This window comes from Rhizobium altiplani (assembly GCF_001542405.1).
Classification (GTDB): domain Bacteria; phylum Pseudomonadota; class Alphaproteobacteria; order Rhizobiales; family Rhizobiaceae; genus Rhizobium; species Rhizobium altiplani.
The window spans coordinates 51700-70313 of record NZ_LNCD01000036.1 but is presented as its reverse complement, the minus strand read 5'-3'; the positions used below and the strand labels follow the sequence as shown (position 1 = coordinate 70313).

14 protein-coding genes and 3 pseudogenes are annotated in these 18614 nt (G+C 59.5%); 8 read left to right on the top strand and 9 right to left on the bottom strand.

The window, feature by feature from the left end; genetic code table 11:
- The first annotated feature begins 56 nt into the window (after nt 1-56).
- A complete protein-coding gene (locus AS026_RS07760; protein ID WP_082728470.1) occupies nt 57-293 on the top strand; it encodes a hypothetical protein in 237 nt (78 codons plus the stop codon).
- Nucleotides 294-377: 84 nt separating this feature from the next.
- Here AS026_RS07760 and AS026_RS07755 read toward each other — a convergent pair.
- Nucleotides 378-700, bottom strand: a pseudogene (locus AS026_RS07755) (type II toxin-antitoxin system RelE/ParE family toxin).
- Nucleotides 700-981 (bottom strand): type II toxin-antitoxin system Phd/YefM family antitoxin, encoded by a 282-nt coding sequence (locus AS026_RS07750; protein WP_062369277.1) that lies wholly within the window; start codon nt 979-981, stop codon nt 700-702. The pseudogene AS026_RS07755 and the gene AS026_RS07750 overlap by 1 nt, the downstream one beginning before the upstream one ends.
- A 44-nt stretch (nt 982-1025) precedes the next feature.
- Here AS026_RS07750 and AS026_RS44430 point away from each other — a divergent pair.
- Nucleotides 1026-1302: pseudogene (locus AS026_RS44430) on the top strand (hypothetical protein); the annotation flags it as partial.
- Nucleotides 1303-1304: 2 nt separating this feature from the next.
- Here the strand turns inward: AS026_RS44430 and AS026_RS39475 are convergent.
- The 3 genes and pseudogenes from AS026_RS39475 to AS026_RS07735 form a co-directional block, all read right to left on the bottom strand.
- Nucleotides 1305-1502 (bottom strand): annotated as a pseudogene (locus tag AS026_RS39475) (adenine nucleotide alpha hydrolase family protein); the annotation flags it as partial.
- 196 nt (nt 1503-1698) lie between these two features.
- Entirely contained in the window at nt 1699-2082 is a 384-nt protein-coding gene (locus AS026_RS07740; RefSeq protein WP_062369275.1) for a type II toxin-antitoxin system VapC family toxin, read from the bottom strand.
- Nucleotides 2079-2279 carry a type II toxin-antitoxin system VapB family antitoxin gene (locus tag AS026_RS07735; RefSeq protein WP_062369274.1) on the bottom strand — a complete coding sequence of 67 codons (201 nt, stop codon included), beginning with the start codon at nt 2277-2279 and terminating at the stop codon, nt 2079-2081. Before AS026_RS07735 ends, AS026_RS07740 begins: the two co-directional genes overlap by 4 nt.
- A 669-nt stretch (nt 2280-2948) precedes the next feature.
- Between AS026_RS07735 and AS026_RS07730 the strand changes: the two genes are divergently transcribed.
- Together AS026_RS07730 and AS026_RS07725 are read left to right on the top strand one after the other, a co-directional pair.
- Nucleotides 2949-5738 carry an MGH1-like glycoside hydrolase domain-containing protein gene (locus AS026_RS07730; protein ID WP_062369273.1) on the top strand — a complete coding sequence of 930 codons (2790 nt, stop codon included), beginning with the start codon at nt 2949-2951 and terminating at the stop codon, nt 5736-5738.
- A gap of 30 nt (nt 5739-5768) precedes the next feature.
- A complete protein-coding gene (locus AS026_RS07725) occupies nt 5769-7250 on the top strand; it encodes an alpha-amylase family glycosyl hydrolase (protein ID WP_062369272.1) in 1482 nt (493 codons plus the stop codon).
- 52 nt (nt 7251-7302) lie between these two features.
- Here AS026_RS07725 and AS026_RS07720 read toward each other — a convergent pair whose 3' ends face one another.
- Nucleotides 7303-8253: a polyphosphate kinase 2 family protein gene (locus AS026_RS07720; protein ID WP_100248136.1), complete on the bottom strand. Its 951-nt coding sequence runs from the start codon at nt 8251-8253 to the stop codon at nt 7303-7305.
- A gap of 661 nt (nt 8254-8914) precedes the next feature.
- Between AS026_RS07720 and AS026_RS41965 the strand changes: the two genes are divergently transcribed.
- Nucleotides 8915-9070, top strand: a complete 156-nt coding sequence (locus AS026_RS41965) for a hypothetical protein (protein WP_160330095.1) — start codon at nt 8915-8917, stop codon at nt 9068-9070.
- A gap of 19 nt (nt 9071-9089) precedes the next feature.
- On the opposite strand, the gene AS026_RS07715 is transcribed toward AS026_RS41965, so the two are convergent.
- Together AS026_RS07715 and AS026_RS07710 are read right to left on the bottom strand one after the other, a co-directional pair.
- Nucleotides 9090-10805 carry a SulP family inorganic anion transporter gene (locus tag AS026_RS07715; protein ID WP_062369271.1) on the bottom strand — a complete coding sequence of 572 codons (1716 nt, stop codon included), beginning with the start codon at nt 10803-10805 and terminating at the stop codon, nt 9090-9092.
- A gap of 578 nt (nt 10806-11383) precedes the next feature.
- Nucleotides 11384-12478, bottom strand: a complete 1095-nt coding sequence (locus AS026_RS07710) for an AI-2E family transporter (protein ID WP_062369270.1) — start codon at nt 12476-12478, stop codon at nt 11384-11386.
- Nucleotides 12479-12921: 443 nt separating this feature from the next.
- On the opposite strand from AS026_RS07710, the gene AS026_RS07705 reads away from it, so the two are divergent.
- A complete protein-coding gene (locus AS026_RS07705) occupies nt 12922-14610 on the top strand; it encodes a SulP family inorganic anion transporter (RefSeq protein ID WP_062369269.1) in 1689 nt (562 codons plus the stop codon).
- 631 nt (nt 14611-15241) lie between these two features.
- On the opposite strand, the gene AS026_RS07695 is transcribed toward AS026_RS07705, so the two are convergent.
- Entirely contained in the window at nt 15242-16327 is a 1086-nt protein-coding gene (locus tag AS026_RS07695) for a LacI family DNA-binding transcriptional regulator (protein WP_062369267.1), read from the bottom strand.
- A gap of 195 nt (nt 16328-16522) precedes the next feature.
- On the opposite strand from AS026_RS07695, the gene AS026_RS07690 reads away from it, so the two are divergent.
- Both AS026_RS07690 and AS026_RS07685 read left to right on the top strand, forming a co-directional pair.
- The gene (locus tag AS026_RS07690; protein ID WP_062369266.1) at nt 16523-17545 is read left to right on the top strand and encodes an ABC transporter permease; all 1023 of its coding nucleotides are present in this window, start codon (nt 16523-16525) and stop codon (nt 17543-17545) included.
- A gap of 30 nt (nt 17546-17575) precedes the next feature.
- Nucleotides 17576-18586, top strand: coding sequence for a substrate-binding domain-containing protein (locus tag AS026_RS07685; protein WP_062369265.1), 1011 nt, complete (start codon nt 17576-17578; stop codon nt 18584-18586).
- The last annotated feature ends 28 nt before the right edge of the window (nt 18587-18614 follow it).

Genomic DNA, 18614 nt, shown 5'->3' with positions numbered 1-18614 from the left:
GGGTTCGTTCAAGCCGGGTGGCCTGGCCTTCGAGAACAAGTAACTAGGAACAGCCTGTGCCAAAGAAGCTGGAACCTGATTTTCGAACGATGTCCAAAGCTGTACAGGCCTGGCATCGCCATTATGGCATTATCCCCAATGAGCAGTCGACAAACGTGCTCTGCCTGGCCGCGATAGAACTATACAACGAGGGTTACCGGTCCTTGGACGAGATTGCCGCGATGCTGATATCCACTTATGTTGGCCAAGAGGCCACCAGGGTAAACGCGCCGACGTCGGCTGCTGTTCACTGAGGCTGGTCGGTTCCATTCAGCGACGCCCGCCGGGGTCCCGTCGTAGTCGATGATATAACCACCAAAAACCGCGCCGCCCTAACATCAGCGCAGCAGCCTTCGCTCCAGAAACGCCTGCATGTCACGGCGTCCATCCACGACGCAGTAGACAACGACATCAGTGACCAAGATTCGATAGATCATGCGCCACGGCTTATGGTGCAGTTCCCGATATTCGGAGATTCCGATACCCGCCAACTCCTTCCGTACATTTCCGCCGGCGGGGAATTCTTCAAGCTCGGCGCAGGTGCTTTCGATTTCCGTCAGGATGCGCTCTGCCGCCTCGTCCCCATCGCGGCTAGCGATGAAGCGGTAGAGATCCTCGAAGTCGCGTTCCGCTTCCTCAGCAAAAAGACACGATATGGTATCAGGATTGGCTGTCGGCTAGACGCTTGCGGATGCGCGAAAAGGCGTCCCCAATGGGGCGCACTTTGCCTTCCTCCACTTGCCGGTTGGTGAGCGCCAGTGCCTTCAGGAGCGCCAGCGTCTCTTGTGTTTCTTCGTATTGGCCGACGTCCTGAAGAATGGCTTTCGCCTCTCCGTGAAGCGTAATGACGACCGGCTGCGGATTGTCCTTTAGCGTCCGGATGATCTCGGGCGCATGCGCCTTGAGATAACTGATTGGCTTGACCCGCTCTGAAAGCTTCATGCACTTACTCCCTATTGACCAGAATATAGATCATTAAGTGGTCAATGGAAAAGCAGCCTTTCAAATGCCAGCTGACACATCCGCAGGGCGACGCCTGGAACTATTTCACCCACGACCAGGCGCGCTCGCGGGCCTACCGCTGGGGCGAAGATGGCCTTGGCGGCATCTCGGACGACGGCCGGCGGCTCTGCTTTGCGCTCGCGCTCTGGAACGAGCGCAATCCTGAAAGAGCGCTTGTTCGGGCTCACGAAGAGCGAGTCAAATCACGGCGAGGACGTCAAGGAATACTGCTTCTACCTCGACTCGACTCCTACGCACTCCCAGTAGATCGGCCGCTTGAAGGTGTCTGAGAGACGACGTCGATGATCTCAGAAACCTGGGCGACGTCGAGCAGGGCTGCCACGCGCAGGCATGACGTTCTTGCCGGTCGAGGTGGCGGCGGCGATGATCGTGTCGTAGGCACCGGAAAGCTGGACGATCAGGCCGGCCAGCGGCTCGGCCAGATTGTTGGCAAGGCTTGCGTATCGTTCCTCCGCCTTCCGGCTGAGTTCGTATCATGCTGTCTGGGAAGAACGCATCGGTCGCCGTTGGGGGAGAAGGTACGCGCTACTCCCCTTTCGATCCTTTGGACCAAGTGCGGAAACGAGAAAGCGCAGAATGCGCAAGCGGTTCGATTCCCATCAATAGTAAAAATGCTGAGGGAGTGCATCTTCAATACTAGTTGGGCATTGGCGCGGATAGAAAAACCGACGCACCAACCTTCTGTGCTGCAGCCGCCAGGCGCTTGTCTCGCGTCCACAAGCTGGTTCTTCGGTCAAGGAGTGTTGAAGTCAGCAGATGCGCATCAGTGTAGCCAATCCCCATACAGAATATTGAGTGGCGCTCAATGACAGTCATTACCTCTGCATGAGTTGCGATCACGGCTTCCCGTTGAGACGAGAGAAACGCGATAACGGCATCTCGTTCTCGCAGGCTGCCTAGAGCCAATTCGCCAACGACAAAAGGGTGGCAGAGCAGACAGTCATCCTCGATGATTTTTTTCAGGTCGGCGTCTCCATACCGAAAATGGTCGATCCAGATTGAGGTATCTACAAGGATCACTTGGCCACTTCGCTCCGGCGGCGAGGGGCAGCCTCGGCGTCCGGCATAGAGCCGCCAAGAGCGATCAACCGCTTGCCAGATTCAACGCGCACAAGCGTCTCCAGCGCCAAACGGACAAGAGCCGCCGTTTCCTTCGTGCCTGTCAGGGATTTGGCTCGCTCCAGGAGGTTGTCGTCAAGATTTATGGTAGATCGCATTTCCATCTCCCGCGCCTTGTTGCAGATATAGCACCATTTGGTGCTAAAATCTATGCCTAGCAGCGACGTGGTGTTCTGATCCATGGGGGCGCGAGTTCGATTCCGCTCAAGACCGATGAATGCAAAGAGGCTCGATCGAAACCCGCGCGCGAAGTAGCGGTCGCGTCGGATTGCGCCGGGCTCGTTTCACGTCGTGCCGACGTCGTCGGTGGCAACTGCCCACCTGCAGAATGCGGTCAATCTTCGGCCGCAGCCGATCGGCGACCCGTCCCTTGAACTGGCCTGCGAGTGTCGCGGGGTGATGTCTCCCACTTGAAGGCTGAAATAATGGGTGGGAAACCATGGATTCCGTACTTCCGAAGGGGGCGACGCGTGCGTTCGGCCGAGGGCGATCGACCGTTCACCTCGCGTCAGATCATGCGCCCGCCAGGCTCAAAGACTGCTTTCAAAAATCGACGCACGGAAGCCGACCGACGCCTTTCGAAAGCAGTTCGACAACTTGCTGAAAGCGTTGACAGCCCGGAGGATTGGAAATTCTTCGCTTTGTGTTGCCGGCGAAAGCTCTCCGCTAAATGTCAACATGACCCCCAGCATTTCCGCTACAATCAACATATGCCGCGAGCCAGAACACAGCGCATGCGTATCCACGGAAAATGAGGGGGCCGAACTATGTCGAATGGTCCATCGGACGCAAGGGCGCAAGCCGAACCGGCGCAGCCGTCACGGTCCGTCCTTGTCAAGGAACAACGTCGCCTCGAGGAGGACAGAGAGGCGGGGGGGCACTGGAAGAAATGGGGCCCCTATCTGAGCGAGAGGCAGTGGGGCACGGTACGCGAGGACTACAGCGAGTCGGGCGACGCCTGGAACTATTTCACCCACGACCAGGCGCGCTCGCGGGCCTATCGCTGGGGCGAAGATGGGCTCGGCGGCATCTCGGACGACGGCCAGCGGCTTTGCTTTGCGCTGGCGCTCTGGAACGAGCGCGATCCGATCCTGAAAGAGCGTTTGTTCGGGCTCACGAACAGCGAGTCAAATCACGGCGAGGACGTCAAGGAATACTACTTCTACCTCGACTCGACTCCGACGCACTCCTACATGAAGTACCTCTACAAGTACCCCCAGCGGGAGTTCCCCTATCGGGACCTCGTCGAGACCAGCCGGCACCGGTCGAGGGAGGAGTTCGAGTACGAACTGCTCGATACCGCTGTCTTCGACGACGACCGCTACTTCGACGTTTTCCTCGAGTATGCCAAGGAAGACCCGGAGGACATGCTGATCCAGGTGACGGTGCATAACCGGGGGCCCGAGGCCGCGCGGCTCCACGTGCTGCCGACGCTCTGGTTCCGCAACACGTGGTCGTGGGGGAAAAATGGAGGCAAGCCTCTCCTGAGGGAAGCCTGTGGGACCATCCACGCCTCGCACCCCGAGGTCGGCGACTACACGCTCGCGTGCGACGGACGTCCGGAATTTCTCTTCACCGAGAACGAGAGCAATGTTTCCCTCCTCTGGGGGCAGCCGAACCCGACGCCGTTCGTCAAGGACGCGTTCCACCGATACGTCGTTTCTGGTGACACCGGGGCCATCAACCCGGAAAAGACCGGCACGAAGGCTGCGGCGCGTTACATCCTCGACGTGCCGGCAGGCGGTGCCTCGATCGTCCGGTTGCGATTATCAGCACGGCTGCCGGCGAGGCCATTCGCGAAGAGCTTCGATGCGACGGTGGCCGCCCGCAAAAAGGATGCCGACGAGTTCTACCAGCGGATTACCCCCGGGTCGCTGAACGAGGACGAGCGGCGGGTCCACCGCCAGGCGCTTGCGGGGATGCTCTGGTCGAAGCAGTACTACTTCTACGACGTGGACACCTGGCTCAAGGAGCACGAGGCGCATCCTCTCGTCGGAACGTCTAGACGGCGGATGCGCAACGCCGAGTGGTTCCACATGTTCAATGGCGATATCATCTCCATGCCCGACAAGTGGGAATACCCCTGGTACGCCGCATGGGACCTCGCGTTCCACACGCTCGCGCTCGCGCTCGTCGATTTGGACTTCGCAAAAGCGCAACTCCTCCTCATGCTGCGAAGCCTGTATGTCCATCCGAATGGGCAGATCCCGGCCTACGAGTGGAACTTCAGCGACGTCAATCCGCCCGTGCATGCGTGGGCGACGCTTTTTCTCTACAGGACGGAGCAAGCCCTCGGGCGGGAGGATATCGACTTCCTGGAGCGCTCGTTCCAGGGTCTCATGCTCAACTTCAACTGGTGGGTGAACCGCAAGGACCCTGACGGCCGGAACGTTTTCGCCGGCGGGTTCCTCGGCCTCGACAACATCGGTGTCTTCGACCGCAGCGCGCCGCTCCCGACCGGCGGGTCGCTCGAACAGGCCGACGGCACCGCTTGGATGGCGTTCTACTGCCAGAGCATGATCGAGATCGCTCTCATACTCGCCGACCACGATCCCGTCTACGAGGAGGCGGCGTTCAAGTTCATTGAGCACTTCATGTGGATCGCCTACGCAATGGACCGCATCGGCGAGCACAATGACGAGATGTGGGACGAGACGGATGGGTTCTTCTACGACGTGCTGCGGCTGCCGGACGGATCCGCGACCCGCCTCAAGGTCCGGTCGATGGTAGGGCTGATCCCGCTTTGCGCCTCCACAATCTTCGGCCCAGACGACTTCGAACGATATCCAAGGCTTCGCGAACTCGTCAACCTTTTCAGGGAGCGCCATCCCGACGTCGTGGCGCAGGTCGCTCCAACCGAGCACGGCTTCGTCGGCTACGCCGGGCGCCGCCTGCTCTCGCCGCTGTCCAGGAAACGCCTCGAGAGGGTGCTCGGCTATCTGCTCGACGAGAAGGAGTTCCTGAGCCCGTACGGTATCCGCTCTCTCTCCCGCTACCACCAGGACCACCCGTTCGTTCTTCATGTCGGGGGTGACGCCCACCGCGTCTCCTACCTACCGGCCGAATCGGACACAGGGATGTTCGGCGGGAACTCGAACTGGCGGGGCCCCGTCTGGATGCCGGTCAACGCGCTAATCGTACGTGGGCTCCTCAATCTCTATGGTTTCTACGGCGACGACTTCACGGTCGAGTGTCCGACCGGCTCCGGTCGCCGCATGACGCTCTTCGAGGTGGCTGAGGAGATAAAGCAGCGGCTCACGAGCATTTTCCTGAGGGACGCGAACGGCCGTCGCCCGGTTTATGGAGGGACCGCGAAGTTTCAGGAGGACCCCCACTGGCGCGATCTCATCCTCTTCTACGAGTATTTCAACGGGGACAACGGGGCGGGCCTCGGGGCGAGTCACCAGACCGGTTGGACGGGCGTGATCGCCCGCCTGCTCGACCTCTTCGGCCGTACCAGCGCCGCCGACATTCTGGAGGAGAAGGAGAAAAGGCGGCTCGTGGACCGCCTCGTCCGGGAACGGGCGTATGGAGCTGTCTCGCCAGGCAGCGCATAGAGGAGCAGCCATTGCGGAGAAGGAACTGAGGTGAACACGGCATTCCATCCCTCGCTCTTTCAGATCAACACGCGCGTCTGGCTTACCGAGCTGTCCCAAGGGCTCGGCCGGCCGGCCACGCTTGATGACATTCCGGACACTGAGCTGGAGCGCCTTGCCGAGATGGGGTTCGATTGGATCTGGTTGCTAAGCGTCTGGCAGACCGGTCCAGCGGCACAAAGTGTATCTCGCACCAACCTAGACTGGCGCCACCAGTTTGAGGAGACATTGCCCGACCTGCGCGAGACAGACATCGCAGGATCGGGCTTCGCCATCACCGATTACACCGTGCACTCCAGTCTGGGTGGCGATGCTGCGCTGGCGCGCCTGCGCGAACGGCTCAAGCAGCGTGGCCTGCGGCTGCTGCTCGACTTCGTGCCAAATCATATGGCGCCGGATCATCCGTGGGTCGAACAGCATCCCGACTATTTCGTCCACGGCAGCGATGCCGATTTCGCAAAGGCACCGCAGAACTATTGCCGCGTGCGAACGTCCAGAGGGCCGCTGGTGCTAGCCTACGGCCGCGACCCGTATTTCGACGGCTGGCCGGACACGCTACAGCTCAACTACGGCAATCCGAACTTGCAGCACGCGATGATCGGCGAGCTGTTGCGCATCGCCAAGCAGTGCGACGGGGTCCGCTGCGACATGGCGATGCTGGTGTTGCCGGAGATATTCGAACGGACGTGGCACATCCACGCCGAGCTTTTCTGGCCGCAAGCGACGCAACACGTCCGCAAACAATTCCCGGCGTTTATTTTCATGGCCGAGGTGTACTGGGACATGGAATGGACACTGCAGCAGCAGGGCTTCGACTACGCCTACGACAAGCGGCTTTACGATCGCTTGCGCGAGGGGCACGCGCGGCCGGTGCGCGAGCATCTATACGCGGGGCTCGACTACCAGCAGAAGCTTGCTCGTTTTTTGGAGAACCACGACGAGCCCCGGGTCGCTGCGACCTTCACGCCCGAGATGCACCAAGCCGCGGCGATTGTGACCTTCCTTTCGCCCGGGCTGCGGTTCTTCCATCAGGGTCAGTTCGAGGGGCGGAAGAAGCGCATCTCGCCACACTTGATCCGTGCGCCACTGGAGCCGGTGAGTGAGGCCTGCCAGCAGTTCTACGAAGACCTTCTGGCGGTGCTCCGGGAGCCGATTGTCCGCGACGGCCAGTGGCGTCTGCTCGACTGCGTGCCGGCCTGGGAGGGCAACTGGACGTCGGATTGCTTCATCTCCTGGTCCTGGGAGAAGAATGACGGCCAGCGGCAGATGATCGTCGTCAACTATGCTCCAAACCAGAGCCAGTGTTTTGTCCAGCTCCCGTTCTCCGACCTGGCCGGTCAAGCGGTGCGGCTCAAGGATCTGATGGGTCTCGCCAGCTATGACCGCGACGGGAGCGCCCTCGTCTCAAGGGGGCTCTATCTCGATCTGCCGCCGTGGGGCTACCACGTGTTTCAAATCACCACGCTGCCCTGAGGCGACAGGCACGGGTGGCGACGGGCAACATGCCAGCGACAGAGCCGCGCCATCAGTCCTCTTCGTCGAGAAGCTGGCTTCGTATCTGCCCCAGTTCCTTCTTTCGCGCTTCACTGACCACAGGCATCTGCAGATCGATCCTCTCGAAGGCCCCGGAGATCACCTCCGAAACCGCCAGTCGGGCAAACCATTTGTTATCGGCCGGAATGACGAACCAGGGAGCCCACTCCGTGCTGGTGTTTTCCAGCATATCCTCGAACGCCTTTTGGTAGTCGTCCCAGTGTTTTCGCTCTGCATAATCCGCCGGTGAAAACTTCCAATTCTTTTCTGGCTCGTCTATCCGCGCCAGGAAGCGATTCTTCTGCTCCTTCTTGGAGACATTGAGAAAAAACTTCAAAACGATTGTGCCGTTTTGCCGAAGATATTTTTCAAAATTGTTTATTTCCTTGAACCGGCGTTGCCAGATATCTCCTTTGCGAGCGCGCGTCGGAAGCTTTTGCTTTTCAAGCAGTTCCGGGTGAACCCTGACGACCAGAACATCCTCGTAGTAGGATCGGTTGAAAATGCCGATCATGCCGCGCCCTGGCAGCGCCTTTGATGCGCGCCAAAGATAGCCATAGTCTAGATCCTCCGCCGACGGCGCCTTGAAGCTTGTAACCTGGCAACCCTGCGGATTGATCCCGGACATGACATGGCGGATCGCGCCATCCTTGCCCGCCGCGTCCATGGCCTGAAAAATGATCAACAGGGCGTAGTTATCCTGGGCATAGAGAACTTCCTGCATCGCAGACAGTCGATCGACGTTTGCCGCCACTTTCTCGAGCGCCCCGGCCTTGTCGTCATAGCCGCCGGTGAAATCCGGGTCGAAATCCTTAAGCGAAACCGCCTTTCCGGGCTCCACGGCAATGTCGCGGAAACGAAAGCGTACGCGGCCGCTGTCCCCCACAGGGATCTCACGCTTCTGGTCAAAATCCACATCCAGTTTCATCTTGTCCTCTGCCATGACGTGCTCCAATGAAAGAACACAAGGGGCAAAACGCCTTCAACTGGCGGCTTTTCCTTGGGCTCGGTTGTGGTTTGACCGGCATTTGCGCCGATCGGCTAAATCTCTTCGTTCCGATGGATGGGTGATTTCCCGCCCCTCGGTTCTTGAACCATTCTCCAATGCGTGACCCTGATACATATGGCTTCGGTCACAGAGTGGCGTTCGGCTCCCGGCTTCCCATTCTCCTAAAGGAGCGCAGCCCAGTCCTGCCGGGCTCGTTAGGTGGCTATAGGATTTGTGGTCGTCGACGCCGATAAGGTAATCATAAGAGGCAGTCATGCTTCCAACTCCCTTGTTGAGATTTTCCGAACCCCAGTAAGGTGAGCCGAAAGGCTGGAAGTGTGACTGTCCCTCGATCAGCAACTGCATCTCAGTGATCCGTTCTGTCGGTGGAGGCGGACTCTTTCATGCCACCTCCTATTTTGGCAACCGAAGTCGACATCCTTGTTATGTCACCATTCACGCACTCGTGCAGCGGCGTGGACAATCTGCAACTTCCTGTTGCGGTCGCCAGCCGACGTTGCTCCGTGGAATGTTCACCGGCCGCTCGCTGTCGGCCGAACCGCGCCAGATGGAGCCGGCTCGGTCGATGGCGGCACGCTGAAGATCGCCAGGCGCGATGATCCGGATCGTCGAGATCGACACGCCGGAGACATTCCGCTGGCGCTGCCAGAACGTATTGGTTCTGGGGCTGAAGGCCAGGGAACGACAGCGCGCGCTCGTCAACGGCGTCGACATCACCTGTGAGCCGGCAGGCACAGACCGCTATGGATGAACTCCGTCGACGGTTTCTTCTAAGACTCTTCATCGTCTTTCCAGTCAATTGCGTATCTATCAAGATAACCGTCCACCGCAGAACCGACGGTCGGGTAAAAAGCTGCCTCGCCCAACTCGGCGAACAGACCAAAGCGTTTTAGCTGGTCCTTCACCGGATCCTTGAGTTCGGCGAACCGGAACGTGATTCCCTTGGCCCGGAGATCATCAACAAGCTCGGCCAAACTGTCGGATGACGTAACATCAATATCCGTTACGGGCTCCGCTGCAACGACTACCCAATTCACTGCCGTCGGTGACGCAGCAACGGCCTCGGAAACCCGTTCCTTGAAAAGTTCAGCGTTGGCGAAGAACAGCGGTGCGTCCCAACGGAAGAGCACGAGACCCGGTATTCGACGGGTATTCGGGTATCGCGTTATATCGTGATAGCCCTTGACGCCTGCCGCACGTCCAAGCACAGCCGAATGGGGACGCCAGCCGTCCCACAGGAACTCGATAACGGCGACAGCCACCGCGATACCTATCCCGGGAATTGCGCCGAACACGGCCACGCCGACAAAACAGAGGATCGATAGCCAAAATTCCCAACGCTGGATTCGGTAAATCCGTTTCAGATCATGAAACTCGAAGAGTCCAATGGCCGAAGATATGACAACCGCAGCAAGGGCAGCGTTCGGCAAATTCTGCAAAAGGTTGGGCGCAAGGAGCAACAACAAAGCGACGGCAATCGCTCCAACAACGCCGGATAACTGTGTCTTTGCCCCTGCAGCCTCCGCAACTGGGGTGCGGGAGGAGCTGCTGCTAATCGGAAACCCTTGGAACAATCCCGCTGCGAGGTTGGACGCGCCGAGAGCCACCATCTCCTGATTTGGGTCGACGCGATAACCAAGTCGGACGGCATAAACTCGAGATAGTACGCTAGTGTCAGCAAATGAAACCATCGCCACCGCGAATCCGCCCATTAACACCGGTACGAGATCCGCGATGTCGATCAAGGGGATTTGGAAGGCCGGCAGTCCTTGCGGAAGTGGTCCCAGTACCGAAACCCCCGCTCGATCTGCCAATTGCAGCATTCCGGCAATAACGGTCGCGGCAAGGACAGCGATTAGGATGCCCGGTACACGCTTGTGGCGTTTGAGCAGAAGAATGCACGCCAGCGCTCCGCCACCAATCGCAAACGCGGCCCAGTTGATGCTGCCGGCCAGGATTCCTTTGCCTATTGCCCATAGGTCGCGCAATGGCCCACTTCGTTCAATTGAAAAACCGAGGAGCTTGGGAAGCTGACCAAGAAGAACCGTCAACGCTATGCCATTCATGTACCCGTATCGAATGGGTTTCGAGAGCAGTTCGGTGATAAACCCGAGGCGCGCGAAGCCCGCGATGATGCAGACGAACCCTGATACTATTGCCATGGCGCCGGCCAACGCGACTGCGCGCGGGGGGTCTCCTCCTGAGAGGGGTAGGACAGTAGCGAGGATGATTGCTGCGAGTGATGAATCAGGACCTAGAACCAAAATCCGGCTTGGCCCAAACACCGCATAGGCTAACAAGGGGACAATCGTCGCGTAGAGCCCGTAAATTCCAGGTACCCCCGACGCTACAGCATAGGCGATACCGACCGGCACCAGCATGGTGGTCAGCACAATCCCTGCAACAAAATCATGGAAAAGCCAGTCAGCCTTGTACTGACGAAGAACTTGAAACCCCGGCAACCAGCGCGCGAAAGCGTCAGCCACTTACCTTTTTCACCCCCCATCATTGTTGTCGACCTCGCCTCTTCGGCTACGTCTGGCAGGTTCACCTCCTCATGATATAAAAGGGTATAGCATATTTCGCCGGCCAACGCATTTGTCCAACCGCTGTCCCAGATGCGGGCAAGCCGCCCACGCCTCTTGCGCGGAGTCATAGCCCCCAGAGAGAGAAATCTGATGTCTTGAAAATGATCGGGGCCCTGACTTTCTGGGCCCCGAAGGGGCCAACACTGTCAATGCGGACGGGGCCCTTGCCGGGCGTCTTCGATGATCTGCAGTTTGCAGTCGGTTGTCCACTATCGGCTCCTCAACATTTCGAGCCGACTGCCTAGTATCACGTAAGATACACCTTCATGGCCCAGTTGGCTCCTAACCATCCGACACGATGGGTAGCTTAGGATGCCCGGAATGTTCCTGCGTCCATGTTTATGTCTAGAACACTTGCATCGACGCCTCCGATTCCGCTTGGCCCGAAGGACACGAAGTCCGACGACATCTTCTGGAAGGTTCAGCGGCAATCCTTGGTAACTCGCCTTTGCCGCGATCCAATTGGAAGCCAGTTGTTAGCCGGGCGGACTCGTCCGCCATGCCTGCAGCAGGACGAAAGCGACAGCAAGCAGCGTCGGTCCAATAAACAGACCAAGGAAGCCAAAGGCGATAAAGCCACCAAAGACGCCCAGGATCGTCAGAGGCATAGGCATTCGAATGCCGCGACCGATCAGCCATGGTTTGAGAACGTTGTCGACCATACTGACCAAAACTCCCCATGCGACCATGAAGCTCCCCCATCCGACCTGGCCCTGTCCGAACAGCCACCACGCCGCACCACCCCAGATCAGCACCAGGAGGGGGGCTCCGATCTGGCTGATGGAGAGCAGCAGGCCGACGAAGCCGAGCGTGGTCGCACCAGGCACACCTGCGAGTGCCAGGCCGAGCACCAGTAGCGCTGCCTGCGCGAGAGCTGTGCCGATCACGCCATAGGAGACGCTGCGAACCGCGCCGGCGGCTGCAAGAAGGCTGGCATGCGCCGTTGCCCCGCCCAGCCGGACGACGATGCTATCCAGTTCTTCAACCAGCTTGCTCCCGTTGATACAAAACATGGTTGCCACGATCAGCGCCAGGATCATCTGGACGACGCTGTCGCCAAGCGCACGCGCCGCCGTGATTAGCCACCGCTGCAAAATCTCGGATTGGGGTGCAAGTGCAGTGGCGACGTCACCCTTCGCTTCTAGTAGACCATCCCATGCAGAAGCAAGTTTGCCACCGATCAGGGGGACGTTCTCGATCCAGCCGGGACGTTGTGGTGTTGCCGCGAAGTAGTTCTCGACGCTCTCCGTGAACGCCTTCAGTTCGTCGGTGAGAACCGGAGCCATGATCAGTGCCGGCAACACGATCACCAGGAGCGAAAGCAGGAGAAGCAGCGCTGCAGTCAGGCGAGGCCCGACACCCCGGCCGATCATCCATTGGCGCAAGGGCCAGGCGGCAATCGCCAACGTCGCCCCGAAAAGGATGGCGGCGGCGAAGGGCTTCAATATCGCGAGCACGCCGACAAGCAGGACCACGACCATCAGCAAAGTGATGCTGCGCTCAATCAGGCCGGCTGTGCCAAGCCCGAGTTGACGGTGGGTGCCGCCGGCAGGATCCGTATCATCGGGCATCTTGGTCTCCCGTCAGAGAAACCGTCGAAGGCATGGGATCACCCATCGTCGCGGCGCCCGCTCGGATCCTGCCGATGCACTTGACCAGATCGCGACGGTCCAGGGAGGATTTCGCCGGCGCCAGCGCTGAGTGTGGCGACATCAGGGTTCGCAAAAGCGCGTTACGGGATGAGACCGCAGCAACGGGATTTTCCACAGAAGAGCGACCCTACTTAGCTCAGGAGGCACACACTATACCAAGGTTGCCCCAAAGCATCCAGATACGATCGCTGGTGTGGATGCCGGCGAGCAGCCGACCCTACGCTAGGGGCAAACTATAACGCTCGCCAGCAATAGCAACCGCCCCTGCGGTGCGCCGACCCAAGCCCCGCTCTTCGGGCATTGACCGCGCCGCTGATCAGAGACTAGGCTTGGGGCGCGCCCTTCCCGTAAAGGTCAGACCGATGCAGGCCCATCCGACAGATAGCAGCAGTGCGGCATCAGGTTCCGCCGCTCTTCGCTTCGACGTCATTGCTGGCCTGACGGCTGCAACCGTGGTGCTGCCCAAGGCGATGGCCTACGCGACGGTCGCGGGGTTGCCTGTGGCGGTTGGGCTCTACACCGCGTTGGTCCCCGCTATCGTATATGGCCTGCTCGGGTCGTCACGGGTACTGAGCGTTACCTCGACAACAACGCTCGCGATCCTCACCGGCGCCGCCCTCGGTCTGGTCGTGCCGGACGAAGACCCGCAAAGGCTTGTCGCCGCAACCGCCACACTCACACTTCTTGTCGGTGCAGCGCTGATTGTAGCTAGGCTGGTGCGCCTCGGCTTTATCGCCAACTTCATATCATCGCCAGTGTTAACCGGCTTCAAGGCTGGAATCGGCTTCGTCATTTTGCTGGATCAACTGCCGAAGCTTCTGGGGATTCATATCCAAAAGCATTCCTTCTTCTTCGATCTCGCAAGCGTCATCTTCCATGTTCCGGACATTCATTTGCCGACACTTCTCGTCGGCGGGGTGACGCTGGTTCTGCTGGTGGCGATGGAAAACCTCAAGCCCCATTCTCCAGCTCCGCTCGTCATTGTAGCGGGAGCCATTGCCGCCTCTTGGCTCTTCCATCTTTCGCAGCTCGGCGTCTCGACGGTCGGACATATTCCTCAGGGCTTACCGTCTCTTGCCTTGCCCGACTTCACCTTGGCACAGAGCCTGTTGCCAGCCGCGTTGGGGCTCGCGCTGATGAGCTTCACAGAGACCATTGCGGCAGGTCGCGCTTTTCAAGCTCCCGGGGACCCGCTCATCGACCCAAGCCGCGAACTCACAGCGACCGGTGCCGCCAATCTCGCGGGCGCCGTCTTAGGGGCGATGCCGGCGGGCGGCGGAACGTCCCAGACGAGTGTCGTTCGCTCGGCGGGCGGTCGCTCGCAAAGGGCCTCGTTCGTCATAGCGGCCGCGGCCTTGGCCACGATGTTGTTGTTCGCGCCGATCCTCGGACTTCTGCCGAACGCCGTCCTGGCGGCGATCGTCATCGTCTACTCTGTCGGCCTGATAAAGCCGGCAGAGTTTGTGCAAATTCGGCGGATCCGAGCGATGGAGTTTTGGTGGGCATTGGTTGCGGCGGTCGGTGTCCTGACATTCGGTACATTGCAGGGCATCATTGTCGCAATCATCCTGTCGCTCATCACCCTCGCTTACCAGGCGGCGCATCCGCGCGTCTCAGTGATCGGAAAAAAGCGCGGGGCTGACGTGCTTCGCCCCGTCTCTCCCGAGCATCCCGACGACGAAACCTTCGAGGGACTGCTCATCGTGCGTCCGGAAGGTCGTCTTTTCTTTATCAATGCGCAGGACGTGACCGACCAGATCGGGGCCTTGGTCACAAAGCACAAGCCTCGTGTGCTGGCCATCGACATGAGCCGCGTCTCCGACATCGAATATTCGGCTCTCCAGATGATGATCGAAAATGATGAGCGCGCGGTGAGAGAGGGTGTCACGGTTTGGCTCGTGGGATTGAACCCGGGCGTGCTCGAGATAGTTCGCAAGTCCGGATTGGACAAGCAACTTGGCCCACGCCGTCTTTTGTTCAACGCACGTGTTGCGATAGAACAGTACAAAGACATGAACAGTACAGCGCCGCAGGAGGCTGGGCCGGCGTAGTGGTTCCCGGCCGAGTGTGCGGCCACTGCTCACGATCGCGTTTGACATGCTGGACCTGTCGCACGCCGGCTGGAGACGCTTTCCGGCGGGCAGCGCCAGATCGTGTATTTCGCCCCGGCGCTGATGCGCGCTGTTTTCTGCTGCTGGACGAACCTGCCAGTGCCCTGGACCTTCGCCATCATGCTGCTGATGCCTCACGTTCGGGATGCGACCCACGCCCTAGCGCTCGTCACCCTCGTCGTCTTGCACGACCTGACATTGGCGGCAAGTTTCGCAGACCGGATTATCGTCAAGCATGCCGGCCGCAGTGCTGACGCCCGAGCTGCCACGCTCGATCTATGGCGTCGAGGCAGATGTTCACCGCGACGCCGAGAACAGGATCTGGGGTGCGCGTCAGCAATGTGCTTGAATGAGAGGAAGATCATGAAGGAGGAGACCATGAAGGCCGCACCAACCACGGCAAAAGCGATGTCGGATCATTGGAATGGGCGCGGACATCGCTTCAATGCTGCCGCCTCACATCTTCGCCATCGGGGCGATTGCGACACCGGCGCAGGTTTTCGCCTCGCATAAGCTGGGATTTCTTCCTAAAGGCCGAACCTGCTCTTTCGTGTAGTCTTTTCAAGCGATTCTATTGCGCGGGCTGCTGTGTCTTGCGCGTCGCGCGGTCCTTCGCTGTCGTCGATTCGCCATGCTCGTGGCTCGCGCGCAAAACAAGCTCAGCGCCAACAAGGATCTTGACAGGCGGCTGTGGTTCGGCGGCAGCGATAAGGTCATCGAGCACGGTAACGGCGAGGTTGCCGATCTTGCGTTTGGACACATCGATGGTCGTCAGCCCCGGCTCCATGGTGGCACTCTGCGGCAGGTTGTCGAAACCGATGATCGAGACGTCCTGCGGGATCGAGACGCCGTGCTCGCGAAGCGCGCGTATGAAGCCGTAGGCGATGATGTCATTCGTGCAGAAATAGCATTCGGCAAGCTCCAACCCGGTGGAAAGCAGCGCACGCGTGTCGAGATAGGCTCCGTCATAGGTCGACTCCACTGAGAGGATGTCGGCCTCGTTCACCGGCAGGTTAAGTCGCGCCATGTTCTTGAAGAATGCCTCGCGCCGCAGACGGAAGTTGGTCGTGTCGACATGAGAAGCGACGAAGCCGATGCGCTGGAAACCCTGCATGCGGAAACGCGACAACGCCTTATAGACGGCGTCCTCGTTGTTCATGTCGACGAAATTGGCCTCCAGCACGTCATAGAACGTGTCGATGAAGACGGTCGGCAGGCCGAGACTCTGAATGAGCCTGATATCGGCCTCCGTCAACTCCGTACCCAGCGCGATGACGCCTGATATCGGCGCGCCGGCAAGCGACTCCGCCACCGTGCTGATCGGCTGGCCCTCGAAGCTCACGACTTCGAGCGTGTAGTTACGCCGCGTCGCTTCGGCAGACATGCCGTCGATATAGTCGGAGATGAAGACGCTGTGGTCGCGGTTGACCGTGTGGCCGTGCTTGGCGATCTTCAAGAAGCGCAAGGTCTCGCCCGGTTCGGAGTTGCTGCGCGTTGCCCGCGGCACGTAGTTTAGGCTAGCCACCGCCTCCAAGACCCGCGCCCGCGTCACGCCGGAAATCTCCCCCTTGCCGTTTAGCACGAGCGAAACCGTCGCGGGCGATACGCCCGCTGCTTCGGCGATGTCCCTGATAGTCAGTTTTCCCGGTTTCTTCATGCGGAGACAGGTTGCCCTTCATGCTGCGACTGCGAACGAGTTTACTAAACGATTTAAGCGGTATTTGCGAGACCTAAGCCAATTTGGGGCCATTCGCAACCGAGAAGCCGCAAAAACGGGGCTTGTCAGCGCAAATATCCTTTGATAGCGTTTAGTGAAGATGGACATTGTTTAGTAAACAAATGGGAGGAGATCATGCAGAAAACCGGCGGACAGCTGGCGATGCTGCTTGTCATAAACGGTCTGTTGCTTGTGGCAGGCGCCCTGATTTCAGGCGGCTCCTTCCTTTCCGTTTTCAATCTCCAGTCCATGGCAAGTCAGGTGCCGGAAATCGGCCTTCTGGCCATCGGTGTCATGCTGGCGATGTGTGCCGGCAATGGCGGTATCGATCTGTCGGGGATTGCGCTCGCCAATCTGTCCGGTGTGCTCTCGGCCGTCATCGTGTCATCCGTCCTGTCCGTGTCCGAAAGCGGTACGGCCTTTAGCTTCTTGTTCATTGCGGGCGCGATCCTGGTCGGTCTTGCCGGCGGCGTCATCAATGGCCTTCTCATCTCGCGGCTTAACATTACGCCCATCCTCTGCACGCTCGGCACGCAGATGGCTTTCATGGGGCTTGCGGTCGTTGTTTCGGGCGGCAAGGCCGTGGCTGTCGGCAGCCCGGCGCTGCTTTCCAGTATCGGCAACGACATGATTGCTGCGGTGCCGATCAGCTTTCTCATCTTCGTGCTCGTCGCCGGCGCCGTTGCAGCACTGCTGAAGTTCACGCCATATGGCTTGTGGCTGATGCTGATGGGCACCAATCCCAGGGCAGCCGTTTATGCGGGCTTTCCGAGGAACCGCGTGATCATCGCCACCTATGCGATTTCAGGCACGCTGTCGGGTCTTGCCGGGATCATCATTGCGGCGCGCAACGTCAATGTGAAGTTCGACTACGGCAGCTCGTACCTGCTCATCGCCATCCTCATTGCGGTGATGGCGGGCGTGAAGCCGGAAGGCGGCTATGGGCGCGTCGTCTGCGTCGTACTCAGCGCCATCGCCCTGCAGCTCATGTCGAGCCTGCTCAATTTCGGCGGCCTTTCCAATTTCGTGCGCGATTTTGCGTGGGGCCTGCTGCTGCTCACGTTCCTGGCCATCGGCCGATACGACATCGCTGGCTTCCTGTCCCCAGGTCGCCGCACGCAAACCCCTTCGGTGCCTGTCCCTCAAGCATCGAAGTAAAAACAGGAGGGAATATTCGTGGAGGAAACTATGAAGTCGTTTTCGAAGAAGCTTTTGGCTGGAACCACGGTTGCAGCTGTCGCGCTCGCAGGTTCGATCGGTGGGCTGGCCGCCCAGGACAAGCCGGTCATCGCCACCGTCGTCAAGATCAGCGGTATTCCGTGGTTTGACCGTATGAATACGGGCGTTGTTGCCTATCAGGAGGCAAATACTGACGTCGTTGCCACCCAGAGCGGTCCAGCGACAGCGGATTCGGCCCAGCAGCTGCAGATCGTCAACGATCTCGTCGCCAAGGGCGTCAACGCACTCGCCGTCGTGCCGATGGACCCGGCTGTTCTCGAAGGTACGTTTCAGCGCGCCATGGACCGCGGCATCGTCGTCGTGACTCACGAAGCAGATAACCAGGCGAACACCAATGCCGACGTCGAGGCCTTCGACAATGCCGACTACGGTGCCGCGCTGAACGAGCGCCTGGCCGAGTGCATGGGCAAGCAAGGCAAGTGGACGACCTTCGTTGGTTCGCTCGGTAGCCGCACTCATATGCAGTGGGTCGGCGCCGGCGAAGAGAACGCCAAGAAATATGCCGGCATGGAACTCGTCGATCCGAACAACGAATCCTTCGACGACGCAAACGGCACCTATGAAAAGGCCAAGGAGATCCTGCGCAAGCACCCGGATATCAAGGGCTTCCAGACCTCGGCCGGCAATGACGTGCTCGGCGTTGGCCGCGCGATCGACGAAGCGGGCCTGAGCGGGAAGGTTTGCCTGGTCGGCACCGGTCTTCCGAACCCATCCGCTGACCTTCTCGAATCCGGCGCAATCACCGCAATCGGCTTCTGGGATCCGCAGAAGGCAGGCATGGCTATGAACGCCGTTGCCAAGCTGCTGCTGGAAAAGAAGGAAGTCACCGACGGTATGGACCTCGGTGTCGAAGGCTACAAAAAGGTCTCGGTCAAAAAGGGCCCGGGCAAGGGTCTGCTGATCCTCGGCAATGGCATGGTCCTGGCCGACAAGGCGACCTACAAGGAACACCTGTTCTAATTCCGCAAACCGTCAGTCGGCCGGCAGG